The 16,281-nt window shown below is 61.5% G+C and carries 17 protein-coding genes; 7 read left to right on the top strand and 10 right to left on the bottom strand.

From position 1 onward, the window contains the following. Nucleotides 1-696: 696 nt before the first annotated feature. Nucleotides 697-1,464 (top strand): SDR family oxidoreductase, encoded by a 768-nt coding sequence (locus tag EGM97_RS14220; protein ID WP_238965341.1) that lies wholly within the window; start codon nucleotides 697-699, stop codon nucleotides 1,462-1,464. A 47-nt stretch (nucleotides 1,465-1,511) separates the two neighbouring features. Here the strand turns inward: EGM97_RS14220 and EGM97_RS14215 are convergent, their stop codons facing one another. From EGM97_RS14215 to EGM97_RS14185, 7 genes are all read right to left on the bottom strand, one after another. Continuing rightward, complete coding sequence (locus tag EGM97_RS14215; RefSeq protein ID WP_238965342.1) at nucleotides 1,512-2,651, bottom strand: AGE family epimerase/isomerase; 1,140 nt, start codon at nucleotides 2,649-2,651, stop codon at nucleotides 1,512-1,514. A 179-nt stretch (nucleotides 2,652-2,830) separates the two neighbouring features. Continuing rightward, nucleotides 2,831-3,403, bottom strand: coding sequence for a HupE/UreJ family protein (locus tag EGM97_RS14210; RefSeq protein ID WP_238965343.1), 573 nt, complete (start codon nucleotides 3,401-3,403; stop codon nucleotides 2,831-2,833). 42 nt (nucleotides 3,404-3,445) lie between these two features. Further along, complete coding sequence (gene ureG, locus EGM97_RS14205) at nucleotides 3,446-4,060, bottom strand: urease accessory protein UreG (protein ID WP_003197309.1); 615 nt, start codon at nucleotides 4,058-4,060, stop codon at nucleotides 3,446-3,448. Between the two features lie 9 nt (nucleotides 4,061-4,069). Beyond that, complete coding sequence (locus EGM97_RS14200) at nucleotides 4,070-4,744, bottom strand: urease accessory protein UreF (RefSeq protein WP_238965344.1); 675 nt, start codon at nucleotides 4,742-4,744, stop codon at nucleotides 4,070-4,072. Then, complete coding sequence (gene ureE / locus EGM97_RS14195) at nucleotides 4,741-5,241, bottom strand: urease accessory protein UreE (RefSeq protein WP_238965345.1); 501 nt, start codon at nucleotides 5,239-5,241, stop codon at nucleotides 4,741-4,743. The genes EGM97_RS14200 and ureE overlap by 4 nt, the downstream gene beginning before the upstream one ends. A 277-nt stretch (nucleotides 5,242-5,518) precedes the next feature. Further along, nucleotides 5,519-6,151: a TetR family transcriptional regulator gene (locus EGM97_RS14190; RefSeq protein WP_238965346.1), complete on the bottom strand. Its 633-nt coding sequence runs from the start codon at nucleotides 6,149-6,151 to the stop codon at nucleotides 5,519-5,521. Nucleotides 6,152-6,307: 156 nt separating this feature from the next. Next, nucleotides 6,308-6,775 carry a hypothetical protein gene (locus tag EGM97_RS14185; RefSeq protein ID WP_238965347.1) on the bottom strand — a complete coding sequence of 156 codons (468 nt, stop codon included), beginning with the start codon at nucleotides 6,773-6,775 and terminating at the stop codon, nucleotides 6,308-6,310. Nucleotides 6,776-7,131: 356 nt separating this feature from the next. Here EGM97_RS14185 and EGM97_RS14180 point away from each other — a divergent pair, with 356 nt between their 5' ends. Continuing rightward, entirely contained in the window at nucleotides 7,132-9,207 is a 2,076-nt protein-coding gene (locus tag EGM97_RS14180; RefSeq protein ID WP_238965348.1) for an AsmA family protein, read from the top strand. A gap of 98 nt (nucleotides 9,208-9,305) precedes the next feature. On the opposite strand, the gene EGM97_RS14175 is transcribed toward EGM97_RS14180, so the two are convergent. Both EGM97_RS14175 and EGM97_RS14170 read right to left on the bottom strand, forming a co-directional pair. Beyond that, nucleotides 9,306-9,836, bottom strand: coding sequence for a ferritin-like domain-containing protein (locus EGM97_RS14175; protein WP_238965349.1), 531 nt, complete (start codon nucleotides 9,834-9,836; stop codon nucleotides 9,306-9,308). Nucleotides 9,837-9,924: 88 nt separating this feature from the next. Continuing rightward, nucleotides 9,925-10,893 (bottom strand): LysR substrate-binding domain-containing protein, encoded by a 969-nt coding sequence (locus EGM97_RS14170; protein ID WP_238965350.1) that lies wholly within the window; start codon nucleotides 10,891-10,893, stop codon nucleotides 9,925-9,927. Between the two features lie 92 nt (nucleotides 10,894-10,985). Here EGM97_RS14170 and EGM97_RS14165 point away from each other — a divergent pair, with 92 nt between their 5' ends. The 5 genes from EGM97_RS14165 to EGM97_RS14145 all read left to right on the top strand — a co-directional run bounded on the left by EGM97_RS14165 (nucleotide 10,986) and on the right by EGM97_RS14145 (nucleotide 14,758). Then, the gene (locus EGM97_RS14165) at nucleotides 10,986-11,624 is read left to right on the top strand and encodes an FMN-dependent NADH-azoreductase (protein ID WP_238965351.1); all 639 of its coding nucleotides are present in this window, start codon (nucleotides 10,986-10,988) and stop codon (nucleotides 11,622-11,624) included. Continuing rightward, entirely contained in the window at nucleotides 11,624-11,929 is a 306-nt protein-coding gene (locus EGM97_RS14160; RefSeq protein ID WP_238965352.1) for a DMT family transporter, read from the top strand. Before EGM97_RS14165 ends, EGM97_RS14160 begins: the two co-directional genes overlap by 1 nt. Before the next feature lie 69 nt (nucleotides 11,930-11,998). Then, nucleotides 11,999-12,889, top strand: a complete 891-nt coding sequence (locus EGM97_RS14155; RefSeq protein ID WP_238965353.1) for an esterase/lipase family protein — start codon at nucleotides 11,999-12,001, stop codon at nucleotides 12,887-12,889. A gap of 199 nt (nucleotides 12,890-13,088) precedes the next feature. Then, complete coding sequence (locus EGM97_RS14150) at nucleotides 13,089-13,382, top strand: PsiF family protein (RefSeq protein ID WP_238965354.1); 294 nt, start codon at nucleotides 13,089-13,091, stop codon at nucleotides 13,380-13,382. Nucleotides 13,383-13,744: 362 nt separating this feature from the next. Further along, complete coding sequence (locus tag EGM97_RS14145) at nucleotides 13,745-14,758, top strand: AI-2E family transporter (RefSeq protein WP_238965355.1); 1,014 nt, start codon at nucleotides 13,745-13,747, stop codon at nucleotides 14,756-14,758. An 88-nt stretch (nucleotides 14,759-14,846) separates the two neighbouring features. Here the strand turns inward: EGM97_RS14145 and EGM97_RS14140 are convergent, their stop codons facing one another. Further along, nucleotides 14,847-16,112: an Hsp70 family protein gene (locus EGM97_RS14140; RefSeq protein WP_238965356.1), complete on the bottom strand. Its 1,266-nt coding sequence runs from the start codon at nucleotides 16,110-16,112 to the stop codon at nucleotides 14,847-14,849. Nucleotides 16,113-16,281 lie beyond the last annotated feature (169 nt).

Here is a 16,281-nt window from a genome sequence, read left to right as displayed (position 1 = left end):
GCCATCACGCCCACAGAGTTTTTCGTTGTGCCGGGCAATTGTGGACAACAATCCCAACCCCCTGCGAAACCGCGACATAAAGTCACTGCAAACAGTTGTTTTGTCACGGTTTTGACTTGTCCCCGTTTGTTGTGGAACCGGCTGTGGGTAACGTGGGAGTAGCTGGCTGGACGCCTTTGAATCCGTGGCTTGCAGCGCGGTGATTATTTTTTGATCAGGTGTTTTCAGCCAAGCTTAAGTGGCTGTTGTCAACTCTTTTTCAGGCTCGCGGATCGCTGTCCATTTCTGTGGGCAATCCTGTGGATAACTCTGTGATTAAACTCTGGAAAGACCGCTCGGAGGGCCGTAGTTGCTGGCTTGGAGCCATCTCGCTATCAGCCATCGGCTTATAGCAGATAACTGGAGCTGCACAACCTGACTTGTGCGGTCAAGGGAAAATATTTTCCAAATACCTCTCAAAGCCTTATGCACAGCGGCCTGCAGCGTTTTGACTTGCCCCCGATTACTGTGGATCCGCCTGTGGATAAGATGCGAGCAAACCGCTGCATCCCTTGCGCAGCAAGGCCAAGCGCGGTTTGCTCATTTAATGATCAGTTTTTCCTGGGGATCACATGAGCGGTGTTCAGTTGCCGCTCACCAGCGGGCCGGGCATCCTATGGGCCGATTCCATTCAATGGCTCAAGCAAGGAGAACACGATGTCCAACACCCTGTTTATCACCGGCGCGACGTCCGGATTTGGTGAAGCCTGTGCCCGTCGTTTTGCCGAGGCCGGCTGGAAACTGGTGCTGACAGGCCGTCGTGAAGAGCGTCTAAAGGCCCTGTGTGCCGAATTGTCGAAACAGACCGAAGTTCATGGCCTGGTGCTGGATGTGCGCGACCGCAAGGCCATGGAAGAAGCCATCGCCAACCTGCCGCCGTCCTTTGCGACGTTGCGTGGCTTGATCAATAACGCCGGGTTGGCCCTGGGTGTGGATCCGGCTCCCAAGTGCGACCTCGATGACTGGGACACGATGGTCGATACCAACGTGAAAGGGTTGATCTACAGCACGCGCCTGCTGTTGCCGCGCCTGATCGCCCACGGCCGTGGCGCCGGAATCATCAACCTGGGTTCCATCGCCGGCAACTATCCGTATCCGGGCAGTCACGTCTATGGCGCGAGCAAGGCGTTCGTCAAACAGTTTTCGCTGAACCTGCGCTGCGACTTGCAGGGCACTGGGGTGCGGGTGAGCAACATCGAGCCGGGCCTGTGTGAAAGCGAGTTCTCCCTGGTGCGCTTTGGCGGCGATCAGGAGCGTTACAACGCGACTTACGCCGGAGCCGAGCCGATCCAGCCGCAGGACATCGCAGAGACGATTTTCTGGGTCCTCAACACCCCGGCGCATATCAACATCAACAGCCTTGAGCTGATGCCGGTCAGCCAGACCTGGGCCGGGTTTGCCATCGAACGGCATAACAAGGCTTAAAGAACGCGTGTAGTTCATCGCGGGCAAGCCCTGCCCGCGATAGCAATCTACCGGTCAGTCAGGTAGTCGGCCAATCCGCGATAACAGGTCATCAGATGATAGGGCGTGGTCGATGGCATGTCCTGGCGACTGACGAGGCCGGCGCCGTCCAGGCATTCATGCCAGCCTTGCGGATGCAGGAAATGTTGCTGCAAGGCTCGTAGCTGACGCTGCAGCGATGCCTGGCTTTCTGGCCGCAGGGTCAATGCCCGAAGGTATTCGGCCTGGGCCCAGATGCGCTGGGTGGCGTCGCGTGGGGCAGCTTGCGGGTGGGGGGCGAGCATCGCGCACACCGCACCGGATTGCGGGTCCACGCCCCGTTGCTCGGTTTGTTCGAAGCTGTGTTCCAGCGCCGTATGCAATGTGCTGCCACTCAGCAAGGGTGACGAGGCCAGCAGGTAATACCACTCGAACTGGTGCCCCGGCTCATACCAGTTATCCACAGCTCCGAGGGGCTTTTCCATCATGACGCGCTGCTGCGGGTCGGTGAAGCGCTTGAACATGCCATCACACAACGCCAGCAATGCCTGCCGGACGCTGGCGTCTTCGCGAACCGCAAGGACCGCAAGAAATGCTTCGGCCAAGTGCATCAATGGATTCTGCAAGGGGCCCGAGCCGAGTGACGACCAGTCGCGGCCAAGACTGGCTTCGTAGAGACCGTCCGGGCTGGCAAAGCGCTGCTCGACCACTTGCAGGGCGGCATTGAGCACCGACTCCACCAGGGGGTCGCGGACCTTGGCCCAATAATGGGCACAGGCGAACAGGATAAAGGCGTGGGTATACAGATCCTTGCCCGAGTCCAGCGGCGCGCCCTGTGGGTCGATGCTGTAGAACCAGCCGCCATGCTCGGCATCATGAAAATGCCGTTGCAGCGAGCGGAACAGCGCCGCAGCCCGCTCTTCGGCCCGGGGTACTTCGCCGATCAGGCTGGCGAATACATACAACTGCCGTGCGCAGGCCATCGCCCGATAACGCTGGGGCGGCAAGGGCGAATGCCCTGCGTCCAGCGATTCATAGGGCAGTGCCAGCTCCGCATTCCAGCCGGGCCCTTGCCACATCGGTACGATCACCTCATGAAAATGCTGGTGCACCGCGGCGAACAGGCGGGTCAATTCGGGTGAGGGCACAGGGCGGGAGGCATCAGGCATGGGTCGACATCGTCACGACGGAGGGGCGGTTGCGCGACATGGTAGCAGAGTGACCGGCTTCAGAGAGATGGCGCCCTCAAGTCCGTCATCGCGAGCAGGCCCGCTCTCACAGGGACGGTATACGTCCATCAAATGAGGGAGCGAGCCTGCTCGCGATGAAGCCCGGACGAACGATAAAGTCAACCCGCCAGTAACCAGACCCCAGCCGCCGCCGAGGCCGCCCCGGCCAGTCGTACCAGCGGAGCCGCTGCCCGTGGCAACACGCGAACCACGGCGAAACCAGCGCCATGCAATGCCGCCGTGGCCGCGACGAAACCTGCTGCATAAGCCCAGGGGCTCGACATTTCGGGCAGTTCCAGGCCATGGGCCACGCCGTGGAACAGCGCAAACAGCGCCGTGGCCACGATTGCCAGGCTCAACGGCGGGCGCACAGCCAAGGCCACTGCCAGGCCCAAGGCCAGCACCGAAGCGGCAATCCCGCTTTCCAGCGCCGGCAGGTCCAGGCCTTCGAAGCCCAGCAGGCCGCCGAGCAGCAGGGTCCCGACGAACGTGCACGGCAGCGCCCAGCGCGCCGCGCCCTGCTGTTGCGCAGCCCACAGGCCGACGGCCAGCATGGCGAGCAGGTGATCCAGGCCCCCGATGGGGTGGCTGAGGCCAGCCATCAGGCCATTGTCGCCATGACCGGGATGGGCGAAGGCCAAGGTCGGGCTCAGCAGCAAGGCGAAGGCGCCGAAGAGGCGTTTGAATGTCATGGAAAAGCTTCCTTGTCGATCATTGAAAAACAGATATGAAAATCAGGCCGCGGTCAGCAGGCCTTGGCGTTCGATGAAGGCGATGATGTCGTCCAGGCCCTGGCCGGTTTTCTGGTTACTGAACACGAATGGCTTGCCGTTGCGCATCCGCCGGGTGTCGCTGTCCATCATTTCCAGGGACGCGCCCACCAGGGGCGCCAGGTCGATTTTGTTGATCACCAGCAGGTCGGATTTACAGATGCCCGGCCCGCCCTTGCGCGGCAGCTTGTCGCCGGCCGATACGTCGATCACATAGATCGTCAGGTCCGACAGCTCCGGGCTGAAGGTCGCCGACAGGTTGTCGCCGCCCGACTCCACCAGGATCAGGTCGAGCCCCGGGAAGCGCCGGTTCAATTGGTCCACCGCTTCCAGGTTGATCGAGGCATCTTCGCGGATGGCGGTGTGCGGGCAGCCGCCGGTTTCCACGCCGATGATCCGCTCCGGCGCCAGGGCTTCGTTGCGCACCAGGAAGTCGGCGTCCTCACGGGTGTAGATGTCGTTGGTGACCACCGCCAGGTTGTAGCGCTCACGCAAGGCCAGGCACAGGGCCAGGGTCAGTGCGGTTTTGCCGGAACCGACCGGGCCGCCAATACCGACGCGCAAAGGTTGTGTATTCATGAGTGTCTCCTAGGAACGGAACAGGCGGCTGTACTGGCGCTCATGGGCCATGCAAGCCAGGGACAGGCCAAACGCGGCGCTGCCGTAATGCTCGGGGTCGATGTTCGAAGCGTTGTGCTGGGCCTGTTGCAGCAGCGGCAGCAGTTCGCTGGTCAGGCGCTGGGCGGCTTGCTGGCCCAGGGGCAGGGTTTTCATCAGCACCGCCAATTGGTTTTCCAGCCAGCTCCACAGCCAGGCGGCGAGGGCGTCCTGAGGGCTGATCTGCCAGGCTCTTGCGGCCAAAGCCCAGCCCAGGGCCAGGTGCGGTTCGGTGCGTTGCTCGAGAAAATACCGTGCGGCGGCGTCGAGTTCCGGCAGGCCGCTGAGCAGTTGCTGCAGCGAATAGCCCATCTGCCGGCTCTCCTGATAGAGCTCGCGGGTTTCCCGACTGGCGCGATGGGCTTCGCAGTGCTGCGTCAGGGCCGCCCAATCGTCCGCCGCAGCCGCGGTGCAATGGGCGAGCAGCAACGGCGCCTCGAAGCGTGCCAGGTTCAGCAGCAGTTGATCGCCGATCCATCGGCGTGCCTCGTCGGGTGACGTGATCTGGCCGTTGTCCACTGCCATCTCCAATCCCTGGGAATAGCTGTAACCGCCTATCGGCAGTTGCGGACTGGCCAGACGCAGCAGCGCCCAGGCGCGATTCATGGGCGCACGCCGAACTGATGCAGGCGTGGTGCGTAGTTGAAAGCTTCATCGCCGTGCCGCGAGTGGTGATGGCCGCCGCCATAGGCGCCGTGTTCCGGCTGGAACGGCGCTTCGATGGCTTCGGCACTGGCGCCCAGTTGTTCGAGCATCGCCTTGAGCACATAGTCGTCCAGCAGGCGCAGCCAGCCATCGCCCACTTGCAAGGCGACGTGGCGGTTGCCCAGATGATAGGCCGCGCGAGTCAGCTCAAAGGCGTTGGCGCAGGTCACGTGCAGCAACTGTTCGGGGCGGGCGCAGACCCGCACGATGCGTCCGTCCTCGGCCTGCAGGCATTCGCCGTCATGCAACGGCGGCTGCCCTCGCTCCAGAAACAACCCGACATCTTCCCCCTCGGCACTGAAACAGCGCAGGCGACTTTTGCTGCGTGCATCGAACGTCAGGTGCAGCTCCGCGTCCCAGCGGGGTTGAGTGTCGATTCTGCGATGAATCACCAGCATCGGAGAGCTTCCAGCAATGAACGGTGCTGTGTTTAGAGCAAGGGGCTTGCCAATCGAAAGGGGGCGTAGGAAATAGCCGAGGGATACCCAAGGCGCGGTTCAGCGCAGGTTACATTTCGTTCCGAACTGGTGCGCTCGGTGAGTCTTACGCACCATCTTGTGGCGCGCTACGGGCCTGTGGGAGCGAGCCTGCTCGCGATAGCGGTGTGTCGGCTGAACTGATGTCGATTGACCCAACGTTTCGCGAGCAGGCTCGCTCCCACAAGGGGCATCCGGATTACTCGATGCTTCCCAGCCCTTGCCAATGCTTGAGGCCGATGAAGATGAACCGCAATTGCTGGGTGATCTTCGCCTGGGGCGTGAGGTGGTCGGGCAAGGCTTCGTCGGGTGGGTCGATGATGTCGGGCAGGGTGGCGAATACGCTCTTGACGATGAGGTCGGCGATCACGCTCAACCCGGCCGGGTCCAGATGCTGCAATTTGGGCATCAACGTCAGGTCGGCGGCCAGGTCCGAGCTGATGCCTTCGCGCAGTTTTGCGATGGCGTGGCGCACGGGCAGCGAACCGCCGTACTGCTCGCGGGCCAGGAACAGGAACTGGGACCGGTTGGCTTGCACCACGTCAAGAAAGATCCGCACCGATGCATCGATGATGCCGCCCATGACGAACTCGTTATGACGTACCAGCCGGATGGTTTCACGGAAGGTCTGGCCCACTTCGCTGACCAATGCCAGGCCCAGTTGGTCCATGTCGTCGAAATGCCGGTAGAACCCGGTAGGCACGATGCCCGCCGTCCTGGCCACTTCCCGCAGACTCAGGCTGCCGAATCCACGGCCACACTCCATCAAATGACGGGCCGCATCCATCAGGGCGTTTCGGGTCTGTTGTTTCTGTTCGGCGCGAGGCAGCATCGCAGGGCTGGCTTCTGATTCTCAGGAGCGACGCACTCTAGCAAATCGGCTTTGCCGACGTCGAACGGTTGAAGGGGGCCGAGCGGGGAAACGTGTGTTGCAAAAAGTCAAAAGCCCGATTGCTGGAATCGGGCTTTTTTTCCGGCCACCATGGGCTCAGCTCGCTGTGCCGTTGCGTTCTTTCACGCGGTCACCGCCGTCTGAGGCAAGCAGTTGACCTTGTGGGGTGTGCTCGTAGCCGCCTTCTACCAGGCCTTTTTCTTCCAGTTTTTCGCGACCGCCTTCGGCGAGGGTCTCACCCAGTTTGGTCCGGTCGGAACCACCTTCGGCCAGCGACTCACCCAGTTTGGTGCGGTCGGAACCACCTTCGGCCAGCGACTCACCCAGTTTGGTGCGGTCGGAACCGCCTTCGGCCAGCGACTCACCCAGTTTGGTCCGGTCGGAACCGCCTTCGGCCAGCGACTCACCCAACTTGGTCCGGTCGGAACCGCCTTCGGCAACAGTCTGGCTGTAGACCGAGTGGCTATCCTTGACCTGTGGTGTGGCTTGTTCGGAAGCTGGCAGGGCGAAAGCAGTGGAAGCCAGCAGTGAAAGGGACAGACTCATCAGTAATTGGCGTTTCATGATCGTTGCTCCTCGGGAGGGCTGAAAAGTGGGTACGAGGGCAATGCTACTCTCGATAAGTCGATATAAAAGTTCATAAACGCAATGGTAATAATCAACGGAATTGATTGTTCTGGGGGATGGCTCTAGAACGGGCCTTTCAGAGGTGCGGTTTTGCACTGTGGTGGGTATTTTGTACTCACTGGTGCCGCATAAATGTGCGGGAGCGGTAACAGCTGTTGGCGGTTCGGTCAGGATTTTCACCCAGGGTGTTAAACCTGTCGGCCGTTTCGCCAGTCTCATCATTAACGAGCCGACTACAGGTTCGATTTTCCAAGCGTCGCGGTTCGGGCGCTGATTTGTCAGGAGCCTTGTGCATGACGCGCACTTCAAAAATCCTCGCCTGGACCTTTGCCAGTCTGCTCGTCCTGCTGGCGGTACTGGTACTGGTCATCGCGTTCTTCGATTGGAACCGGATCAAGCCGCCCCTCAACGCCAAGGTTTCCGAGGAGTTGCATCGCCCCTTCGCCATCAACGGTAACCTGGCGGTGATCTGGCAGCGCGAGTCGCAAGAAGAAGGCTGGCGAGCGTGGGTGCCGTGGCCCCATGTGGTGGCCGAAGACTTGAGCCTGGGTAACCCCGACTGGTCGAAAACGCCGCAGATGGTCACCCTCAAGCGCGTTGAACTGCGCATCTCGCCCCTGGCCTTACTGGCGCGTCGAGTATCGATTCCCCGTATCGACCTGACCGGCCCCGACGCCAACCTGCAACGTCTGGCCGACGGGCGCGCCAACTGGACGTTTCAGTTCGATCCCAAGGATCCGGACGCCGAGCCCTCCAATTGGGTCGTTGACATTGGCGCCATCGGCTTCGACAAGGGCCACGTCACGCTGGATGACCAGACCTTGAAAACCCGGCTCGACCTGCTGATCGATCCGCTGGGCAAGCCGATTCCCTTCAGTGATATCGTCGGTGACAAGACTGCCAAAAAAGCCCGGGATCAAGGCGCGACTCCGCAGGATTATGCGTTTGCCTTCAAGGTCGACGGGCAGTATCACGGCCAGGGACTCACCGGTTCCGGCAAGGTCGGCGGCCTGCTGGCCCTGCAGGATGCATCGCGTCCCTTTCCCCTGCAGGCCCAGGCGAAGATCGGCGACACCCGCGTCGAACTGGCCGGCACCCTGACCGATCCGATGAACCTTGGCGCCCTGGATTTGCGCCTGAAGCTGGCCGGCAACAGCCTGGCCCACTTATACCCGTTGACAGGCGTGACCCTGCCGGACTCGCCACCTTATTCCACCGACGGGCACCTGATCGCCAAGCTCCATGAGCCAGGCGGCGCACTGTTTCGCTATGAAGCGTTCAACGGCAGGATCGGCGACAGCGATATCCATGGTGACCTGGCGTATGTCGCCAGCCAGCCCCGACCGAAACTCAGTGGCACGTTGGTGTCCGATCAGTTGTTGTTCAGCGATCTGGCTCCCCTGATCGGCGCTGATTCCAACAGTGAGCAAAAGGCCCGTGGCGGTGCCAGCAAACAACCGTCGGACAAGGTCTTGCCCGTTGAAGAGTTTCGCACCGAGCGCTGGAGCGCGATGGATGCCGACGTGGAGTTTACCGGCAAGCGCATCGTTCATAGCGCGCAGTTGCCATTCACTGATCTTTACACGCACTTGGTGCTCAACGACGGTCAGCTGAGCCTCGAGCCGTTGCGGTTCGGCGTGGCGGGCGGCCGGCTTGATGCGCAGATCCGTCTCAATGGCCACACCCAGCCCCTCGAGGGTCGGGCGAAGCTGACGGCCAGGGGCTTCAAGCTCAAGCAACTGTTCCCCGGCTTCGAGCCAATGAAAACCAGCTTCGGCGAACTGAACGGCGATGCCGATATCGCCGGGCGCGGCAATTCGGTGGCGGCGTTGCTGGGCACTTCCAATGGCACGCTGAAGATGCTTATCAACGACGGTGCGATCAGCCGGGAGTTGATGGAGCTGGCGGGGTTGAACGTCGGCAATTACGTGATAGGAAAAATCTTCGGCGACAAGGAAGTGAAGATCAATTGCGCTGCGGCGGACTTCGACATCAAGACCGGTCTGGCGACGACTCGCCTGTTCGTCTTCGACACTGAAAACGCGATCATCTACATCGACGGCACGGCGAATATGGCCACCGAGCAACTGGACCTGACCATCACGCCGGAGTCCAAGGGCTGGCGGCTGATTTCCCTGCGCTCGCCGTTGTATGTCCGGGGCAAATTCGCCAAGCCTTCCGCCGGCGTCAAGGCCGTGCCGCTGATGCTGCGCGGCGCCGGGATGGTCGCGCTGGGTGTCATTGCGGCGCCGGCGGCAGGGCTGTTGGCATTGGTCGCGCCAAGCGGAGGCGAACCGAACCAGTGCGCGCCGTTGCTGGAGCAGATGAAAGCCGGCAAGGCGCCGGTGACGGTGAAGCCGACGCGCTAGTCGGCTTTACGATAAGGTGGCTGGCCTATCGCGAGCAGGCCCGCTCCCGCATGCGACCGAGATCAACTGTGGGAGCGAGCCTGCTCGCGATGGCGGCCTTACAGATCGGCCAGGATATCGGCCATATCATCGGCGTGCTCTTCTTCCTGGGCGAGGATGTCTTCGAAGATGCGCCGGGTGGTGGGATCCTTTTCACCGATGTACTGAATGATTTCCCGATAGCTGTCGATGGCGATCCGCTCGGCCACCAAGTCTTCGTAGACCATTTCCTTGAGGGTGTTGCCCGCCACGTACTGGGCATGGGAGTACCGGGTCAACAGGTCGGGGTTGAACTCCGGCTCGCCGCCCAGTTGCACGATGCGTTCGGCCAGTTTATCGGCGTGTTCGGCTTCCTGGTTGGCGTGTTCGAGGAATTCGCCGGCCGCCACGCTGGCCTTGAGGCCGGTGGCCATGAAGTAGTGGCGCTTGTAGCGCAGTACGCACACCAGCTCCGTGGCCAGTGCCTCGTTGAGCAGGCGCACGACTTCCTGTCGATCGGCGTTATAGCCCTCGGTCACCGCGCCGTTCTGGACATTCTGCCGCGCCCGTTCACGCAGGGTTGTCACATCGGATAAGTGCATGTCGCTCATCTCGTTCTCCTGGTGGCTGATCCGGTGGGAATGTCGCGCTCTGTGGCGCGATCTCTTGAGGTGGGAGTCACGAGCGAGACAAAAAGTTTTATGAAAATACCCGCATGGCCCTGGAGGGCTGTGCGCCAGACAGGCGGGCCTCTTCCTCCAGCCATTGGAAAAACGCCCGTACCGGCGGATGGCGCTCGCGGCCTGGCACGCATAACGCGCTGTAGCCGGCGCCATCGACTTGAACGTGCGGGCGATAACCCACCAGCAAGCCGCTGGCGACGCTTTCGGACACCAGGATGTTGCTGGCCAGTACCAGGCCCTGCCCGGCAATCGCCGCTTGCAGGGCATAGTGTTCCTCGTCGTATTCACGCATGCACGGTTGTCGAGTGAGCCAGGTTTCCCCGGCCTGGGCGCACCAGGCATCCCAGCCGTGGGCGTACAGCTTGGAGTTGTGCCAGCGCACGCTGATCAGTGTCGGGGGCTGTCGGGCCGCCAATGCCACCTGCGCGGGGGCGCCATACACGCCGAAGCTTTCGTCGAACAGGCACAGACCGTACAGGTTCGGGTAGTCATCGAGGCTGTAGCGCACCACCAGGTCGACGCTGGCGTCCTGATGCAGGTCGATCACTTCGCAATGGGTATCCAGGCGCACATTGATGTTTGGATGGCGCGCATAGAACCGGCCCAGGCGCGGTACCAGCCAGAGCGCGGCAAACGCCGCGGTGGTGGAGAGCGTCAGGTGAGTGTTGCTGCGTTGCGGGCGCAAGGTGTCGACGCTTTGCGCCACCTCCAGCAGCGCGCCATGCAGGCTGTGAAACAGCCGCTGCCCGCCATCGGTCAGCCGCACCTGACGCGGCAGGCGTTCGAACAGTTGCACGCCGAGCCAGGTTTCCAGGGAGCGGATCTGGTGGGAAACAGCCGTGGGCGTCACCGACAGCTCCTCGGCCGCGGCCTTGAAGCTGAGCAGGCGTGCGGCCGATTCGAAGCTGCGCAGGGCGTTGAGGGGCAGGTTGGCGAACATGGGGTAATCTCCGCGTGAGCGTTGAGATGAGTTTAATTCATCCATGTGAACTAACCCTCATTTGAGAGCGCGTGGCGATGAGCTTCAAGCTGCAAGCCACAAGCAGTCCCAGTGTAGTCTCAAACAAGGAGATTCAGATGAGTAAAGTTCTTGTGGTGCACGGCAGCCCCCGTGGTAAACGTTCCCATTCCCGGCGCTTGGCCGAAACCTTCGTGTCGGCGTGGCAGACCGCCCATCCACAATGCCAAGTGACCCGCCGCGAGGTGGGACGCACGCTGATTCCCCCCGTCAATGAAGCTTTCATCGCGGCGGCGTTCTACCCCGAACCCCAGGCCCGACCGTTGACCATGCAGGCGGATCTGGCCCTGAGCGACGTGCTTGTCGCCGAATTGCAGGCCCACGACCGACTGGTGATCTCCGCCCCCATGCATAACTTCAGCGTGCCCAGCGGGGTGAAAGCGTGGATCGACCAGATCGTGCGGATCGGTTTGACGTTCAACCACAGCCTGGACAATGGCGTGTCGCATTACGAACCGCTGGTACAGGGCAAGAAAGCCTTGATCGTGACCAGCCGTGGGGATTTCGGCTTCGGCCCCGGCGGGCCATTGGAGGCGATGAACCACGCCGACACGTTGCTGCGCACCGTCCTGGGCTTTATCGGCATCACCGATGTGACGGTGGTGGCCGCCGAAGGCGAAGAGGCGGCCGAGCGCAGCTTCGCCCAGTCCTGCACCGAGGCCGAGCAGCGCCTGCTGGCGTTGGCGCGGACCTTCTGATGGCCTGGGTTTTCCTGCTGGTTGCCGCCGCGTTCGAAGTAGCTTTTGCCATGGGCATGAAGTACGCCGAAGGCTTCACCCGATTCTGGCCGTCGCTGATCACTGTAGTGGCTGCGGTGGGGGGGATCGGGTTCCTGACCCTGTCCATGCGCGAGCTGCCGGTGAGTGTCGCCTACCCGATCTGGACCGCCATCGGCTCGCTGGGCACGGTGTTCCTGGGGTTCATGTTGCTGGGAGAGAGTCTGACGCTGGTGAAAATCGTCTCGGTGGGGCTGATCGTCGCGGGGGTGAGCGGGCTGAAGTGAGGCGGGTGTCATAGACTGGTCATCATCGACGCCGATGCTGGCTCACCCCATCACAAGGATGTCCGCTCTATGCTGCAACAGTGTGCCACTCGCTACCCGCTGGTGCTGGTCCCGGGAATGCTCGGGTTCATTCGCCTGGTGTTGTACCCGTACTGGTACGGGATCGTCTCGGCGCTTCGCCAACGGGGGGCCGTGGTGGTGGCGGTGAAGATTTCGCCGCTGCATTCTTCCGAGGTGCGCGGCGAGCAGTTGCTGGCGCAGATCGAGCAAATCCTGCGTCAGACCGGCGCGCAAAAGGTCAACCTGATTGGTCACAGCCAGGGCGCCCTGACGGCCCGGTACGCAGCGGCCCGGCGTCCGGACCTGGTGGCGTCGGTCACCTCGGTGGCCGGTCCCAACCATGGCTCGGAGCTGGCCGATTACCTGCAGATCCATTACCCACCCGAGCGTGCCAGCGGCCGGCTGCTCAGGGCCTTGCTGCGCTTGATCAATGCGCTGATGAGCCTGTTGGACACTGGTTATCGCGGGCCGAAGTTGCCGGTGGATGTCCGAGCTTCCCATGAATCCCTTACCACTGCCGGGGTAGCGCTGTTCAACCAGCGTTATCCACAGGGGCTGCCCGACACCTGGGGCGGGCAGGGGCCGGAAGAGGTCAATGGCGTGCGTTATTACTCGTGGTCCGGGATCCTTCAGCCTGGCAAGACCGACAAGGGGCGCAACCTGTTCGACGGCACGAATCGCAGTTGCCGGCTGTTCGCCCGCACCTTTGTGCGCGAGGCGGGGCAGTGCGATGGCATGGTCGGGCGATTCAGTTCGCATTTGGGGACGGTGATTGGCGACGACTATCCCATGGATCACTTCGACATCGTCAACCAGTCACTGGGATTGGTAGGCAAGGGGGCTGAGCCGATCCGCTTGTTTGTCGAGCATGCAGAGCGGTTGAAGGCGGCGGGGGTGTAGGCAGTCAGTTGGATCGTGTGATCGTTCTTCGCGAGCAGGCTCGCTCCCACAGGGACCGGGTCACACCAAATCCAATGTGAGAGCGAGCCTGCTCGCGATGACGGAATTGAGGACGAACCCATCTGAGGAATGTGTAACAAGCCTTGTCTACACTGCACAACATCGCCGTACCCTTCGGGCGGCATTCAGGAGAAGCCCCATGAAATTACCGCGTGTCTCTCTGCTGATGATCGGTTTGCTGCTGTGTTCCCAGGGTTTCGCCGAGACAGCGCAACAGACCAAAATGACCACCTGCAACGCCGACGCCACTGCCAAGGCGCTCAAGGGTGACGAGCGCAAGGCGTTCATGAGCAATTGCCTAAAGGCCAAGCCAACAGAGGTGCAGGGAACGCCTCAGGAACGCATGAAGACCTGCAATGCCGACGCCACCGCCAAAGCGCTCAAGGGCGATGAACGCAAGGCGTTCATGAGCAATTGCCTGAAGAACAAGTGACTTCTTGCGTCTGCAAGGGCCTTATCGCGGACAGGCTCGCTCCCACATTGGATTGGCATGAACCGGTCCCTGTGGGAGCGAGCCTGCTCGCGATGAGGCCCCCATGGGCTCTGCAAAGACATCTGAACCGTACCAAAGGTCGGCCGATACAATCTCTAGGCTCCGTTTGAAAAGTCTTGAGACGAAGGTCAGGCAAGGCGAAAACCGGCGAGGAAGCGGAGTTTACTGGAGTAAATGAGCATTCCGAGCCGGTTTTCAACGCAGCATGAACGAGTATCAAGGCTTTTCAGACAGAGCCTAGTGCTGTCCGCTGAAGGCTGGCAGACTGCCGATCCTTTCACACCGTTTTGTCCTGAGGCTGTATGCCAACGTTTTCTCAGCGTCATGTGTTGTTGGTGATCAGTTGGGTGATCATTTTTGGTGGGTTGCTGCTGGTGTTGCCGTTGCGGCTGTTGCCCAGTTTGCTGGCGGGTTTGCTGGTGTTCGAGCTGGTCAACATGCTCACGCCACAGCTGCAGCGGTTGATCGAAGGCCGGCGTGCCCGCTGGCTCGCGGTGGCGTTGCTGGGCACGCTGGTGGTCACTGTCCTGACGTTGATTTTTGCCGGTGCGATCAGCTTCCTGCTGCATGAAGCGGAAAATCCTGGTGCATCCCTGGACAAGTTCATGGCGGTCGTCGACCGCGCCCGGGGGCAACTGCCGCCGTTCATCGACGCCTACCTGCCGGCCAGTGCCGCCGAGTTCCGGGTGGCGATTGGTGACTGGATGAGCAAGCACCTGAGCGACCTGCAACTGGTGGGCAAGGACGCAGCCCACATGTTCGTGACGTTGCTTATTGGCATGGTACTGGGCGCCATCGTCGCCTTGCAGCGTGTTCCCGACCTGACCAAGCGCAAGCCCCTGGCTGCCGCGTTGTTCGATCGCCTGAACCTGCTGGTCAAGGCGTTCCGCAACATCGTCTTCGCCCAGATCAAGATTTCCCTGCTCAACACGTTCTTCACCGGGATTTTCCTGGCGGTGGTGCTGCCGCTGTTCGGGATCAAGTTGCCGCTGACCAAGACGCTGATTGTGATGACGTTCCTGCTGGGGCTGCTCCCGGTCATCGGCAACCTGATGTCCAACACCCTGATCACCATCGTTGGCCTGTCGCTGTCGATCTGGGTAGCGGTGGCGGCCCTGGGTTACCTGATCGTGATCCACAAGGTCGAGTACTTCCTCAACGCCCGCATCGTTGGCGGGCAGATCAGCGCCAAATCCTGGGAACTGCTTATGGCGATGCTGGTGTTCGAGGCGGCGTTCGGCTTGCCGGGAGTGGTGGCGGGACCGATCTACTATGCGTACCTCAAGAGCGAGTTGAAGCAGATCGAGATGGTTTAGGAGTAGCTGCAAGCTGCAAGCTGCAAGCTACAAGTAGAAGCCAATCTGCTTTTACTTGGAGCTTGAAGCTCGAAGCTCGCAACTGGCTTTAGCCGTACCGTTTCTTCGCCTCGATGGCCAGCCCGCTGCCGATGCTGCCGAAAATATTGCCTTCCACATGCCGCGCCCGGGGCAGCATCGCCGCGACGCTGTTGCGCAGCGCCGGGATGCCACTGGAACCGCCGGTGAAGAATACCGTGTCGACCTGATCGATTCCGACGTTGGCATCGCTCAGCATTTGCGTGACGCTCTCGCGTACCCGCCCCAGCAGACCTTCGATGGCCGTCTCGAACAAGGCCCGGCTCAGGTCCACACTCAGGCCCGGCTCGATCCGGTCCAGCGATACGTGTCGCTGGTCGGCGTGGGTCAGCTGGATCTTGGTTTCTTCCACTTCCATCGCCAACCAATGCCCGGCGCGCTGTTCGATCAGCTTGAACAACCGGTCGATGCCGCCGGTGTCCTCGATGTCATAGCGCATGCTGCCCAGGGCCAGGGTGGACTTCTGCGAGTACACCGCGTTGATGGTGTGCCAGGTCGCCAGGTTCATGTGGTGGCTGGTGGGCATGTAGGCGCCGCTTTTCATGCGGCTGCCGTAGCCGAACAACGGCATCAGGCCGGCCAGGGACAGCTGCTTGTCGAAATCGGTCCCGCCAATATGCACGCCGCCGGTGGCCAGGATGTCATCGTGACGGTTGTCGTGGGCCCGACGCTCGGGCGACAGGCGCACCAGCGAGAAGTCCGACGTACCGCCGCCGATGTCGACGATCAGCACCAGCTCTTCTTTGTCGATGGTCGACTCGTAGTCGAACGCTGCCGCGATGGGTTCGTACTGGAACGAGACTTCCTTGAAACCGATGGCGCGGGCAACGTCTGCCAGGGTGTTTTCCGCTTCCTGGTCGGCCAGCTCGTCGTCGTCGACAAAAAACACCGGACGCCCCAGCACGACTTCATCGAACGCACGACCGGCAGTGGCTTCGGCGCGCTTTTTCAATTGGCCGATGAACAGCCCCAGCAGGTCCTTGAACGGCATCGCCGTGCCCAGCACGCTGGTGTCGTGCTTGATCAGCTTGGAGCCCAGCAGGCTCTTGAGCGAACGCATCAGCCGGCCTTCGTAACCTTCCAGGTATTCGTGCAGGGCCAGGCGGCCGTAAACCGGACGGCGTTCCTCCTGATTGAAAAAAACCACCGAAGGCAGGGTGATCTTGTCGTCCTCCAGCGCAATCAGCGTTTCCACGCCGGGGCGCAGCCAGCCGACGGTGGAGTTGGACGTGCCGAAGTCGATGCCGCAGGCACGGGCCGGGGATGCGTTTTTCATGTCTTTCAGGTTCCGGTCGAAAAAACGGCCGCGCAGTGTATGTCAGTACCGCCCGGATTCGAAGGCCGGTTGTCCGCTAATTCATGGTCCGCGACCTTGAAAGCCTCGGTTTTGCCCCCACACTTGCAGGCATCAACCTGGCAGGCCACAGCGCGGGTGCAAGAACCGC

Origin of the sequence: Pseudomonas sp. AF32 (genome assembly GCF_022342325.2) — a bacterium.
Classification (GTDB): Bacteria; Pseudomonadota; Gammaproteobacteria; order Pseudomonadales; family Pseudomonadaceae; genus Aquipseudomonas; species Aquipseudomonas uvaldensis.
The sequence above is the reverse complement of the archived record's forward strand: the minus strand, read 5'-3'. Positions and strand labels throughout refer to the sequence as shown.

Coding starts and splice junctions, on each gene's coding strand:
- EGM97_RS14160 (WP_238965352.1), top strand. CDS start 11,624: ATGGCCTGGGTTTTCCTGCTGGTTGCCGCCGCGTTCGAAGTAGCTTTT.
- EGM97_RS14165 (WP_238965351.1), top strand. CDS start 10,986: ATGAGTAAAGTTCTTGTGGTGCACGGCAGCCCCCGTGGTAAACGTTCC.
- EGM97_RS14190 (WP_238965346.1), bottom strand. CDS start 6,151: ATGCTGCCTCGCGCCGAACAGAAACAACAGACCCGAAACGCCCTGATG.
- EGM97_RS14150 (WP_238965354.1), top strand. CDS start 13,089: ATGAAATTACCGCGTGTCTCTCTGCTGATGATCGGTTTGCTGCTGTGT.
- ureG (WP_003197309.1), bottom strand. CDS start 4,060: ATGAATACACAACCTTTGCGCGTCGGTATTGGCGGCCCGGTCGGTTCC.
- EGM97_RS14140 (WP_238965356.1), bottom strand. CDS start 16,112: ATGAAAAACGCATCCCCGGCCCGTGCCTGCGGCATCGACTTCGGCACG.
- EGM97_RS14215 (WP_238965342.1), bottom strand. CDS start 2,651: ATGCCTGATGCCTCCCGCCCTGTGCCCTCACCCGAATTGACCCGCCTG.
- EGM97_RS14175 (WP_238965349.1), bottom strand. CDS start 9,836: ATGAGCGACATGCACTTATCCGATGTGACAACCCTGCGTGAACGGGCG.
- EGM97_RS14185 (WP_238965347.1), bottom strand. CDS start 6,775: ATGAAACGCCAATTACTGATGAGTCTGTCCCTTTCACTGCTGGCTTCC.
- EGM97_RS14155 (WP_238965353.1), top strand. CDS start 11,999: ATGCTGCAACAGTGTGCCACTCGCTACCCGCTGGTGCTGGTCCCGGGA.
- EGM97_RS14200 (WP_238965344.1), bottom strand. CDS start 4,744: ATGAATCGCGCCTGGGCGCTGCTGCGTCTGGCCAGTCCGCAACTGCCG.
- EGM97_RS14145 (WP_238965355.1), top strand. CDS start 13,745: ATGCCAACGTTTTCTCAGCGTCATGTGTTGTTGGTGATCAGTTGGGTG.
- ureE (WP_238965345.1), bottom strand. CDS start 5,241: ATGCTGGTGATTCATCGCAGAATCGACACTCAACCCCGCTGGGACGCG.
- EGM97_RS14210 (WP_238965343.1), bottom strand. CDS start 3,403: ATGACATTCAAACGCCTCTTCGGCGCCTTCGCCTTGCTGCTGAGCCCG.
- EGM97_RS14220 (WP_238965341.1), top strand. CDS start 697: ATGTCCAACACCCTGTTTATCACCGGCGCGACGTCCGGATTTGGTGAA.
- EGM97_RS14170 (WP_238965350.1), bottom strand. CDS start 10,893: ATGGATGAATTAAACTCATCTCAACGCTCACGCGGAGATTACCCCATG.
- EGM97_RS14180 (WP_238965348.1), top strand. CDS start 7,132: ATGACGCGCACTTCAAAAATCCTCGCCTGGACCTTTGCCAGTCTGCTC.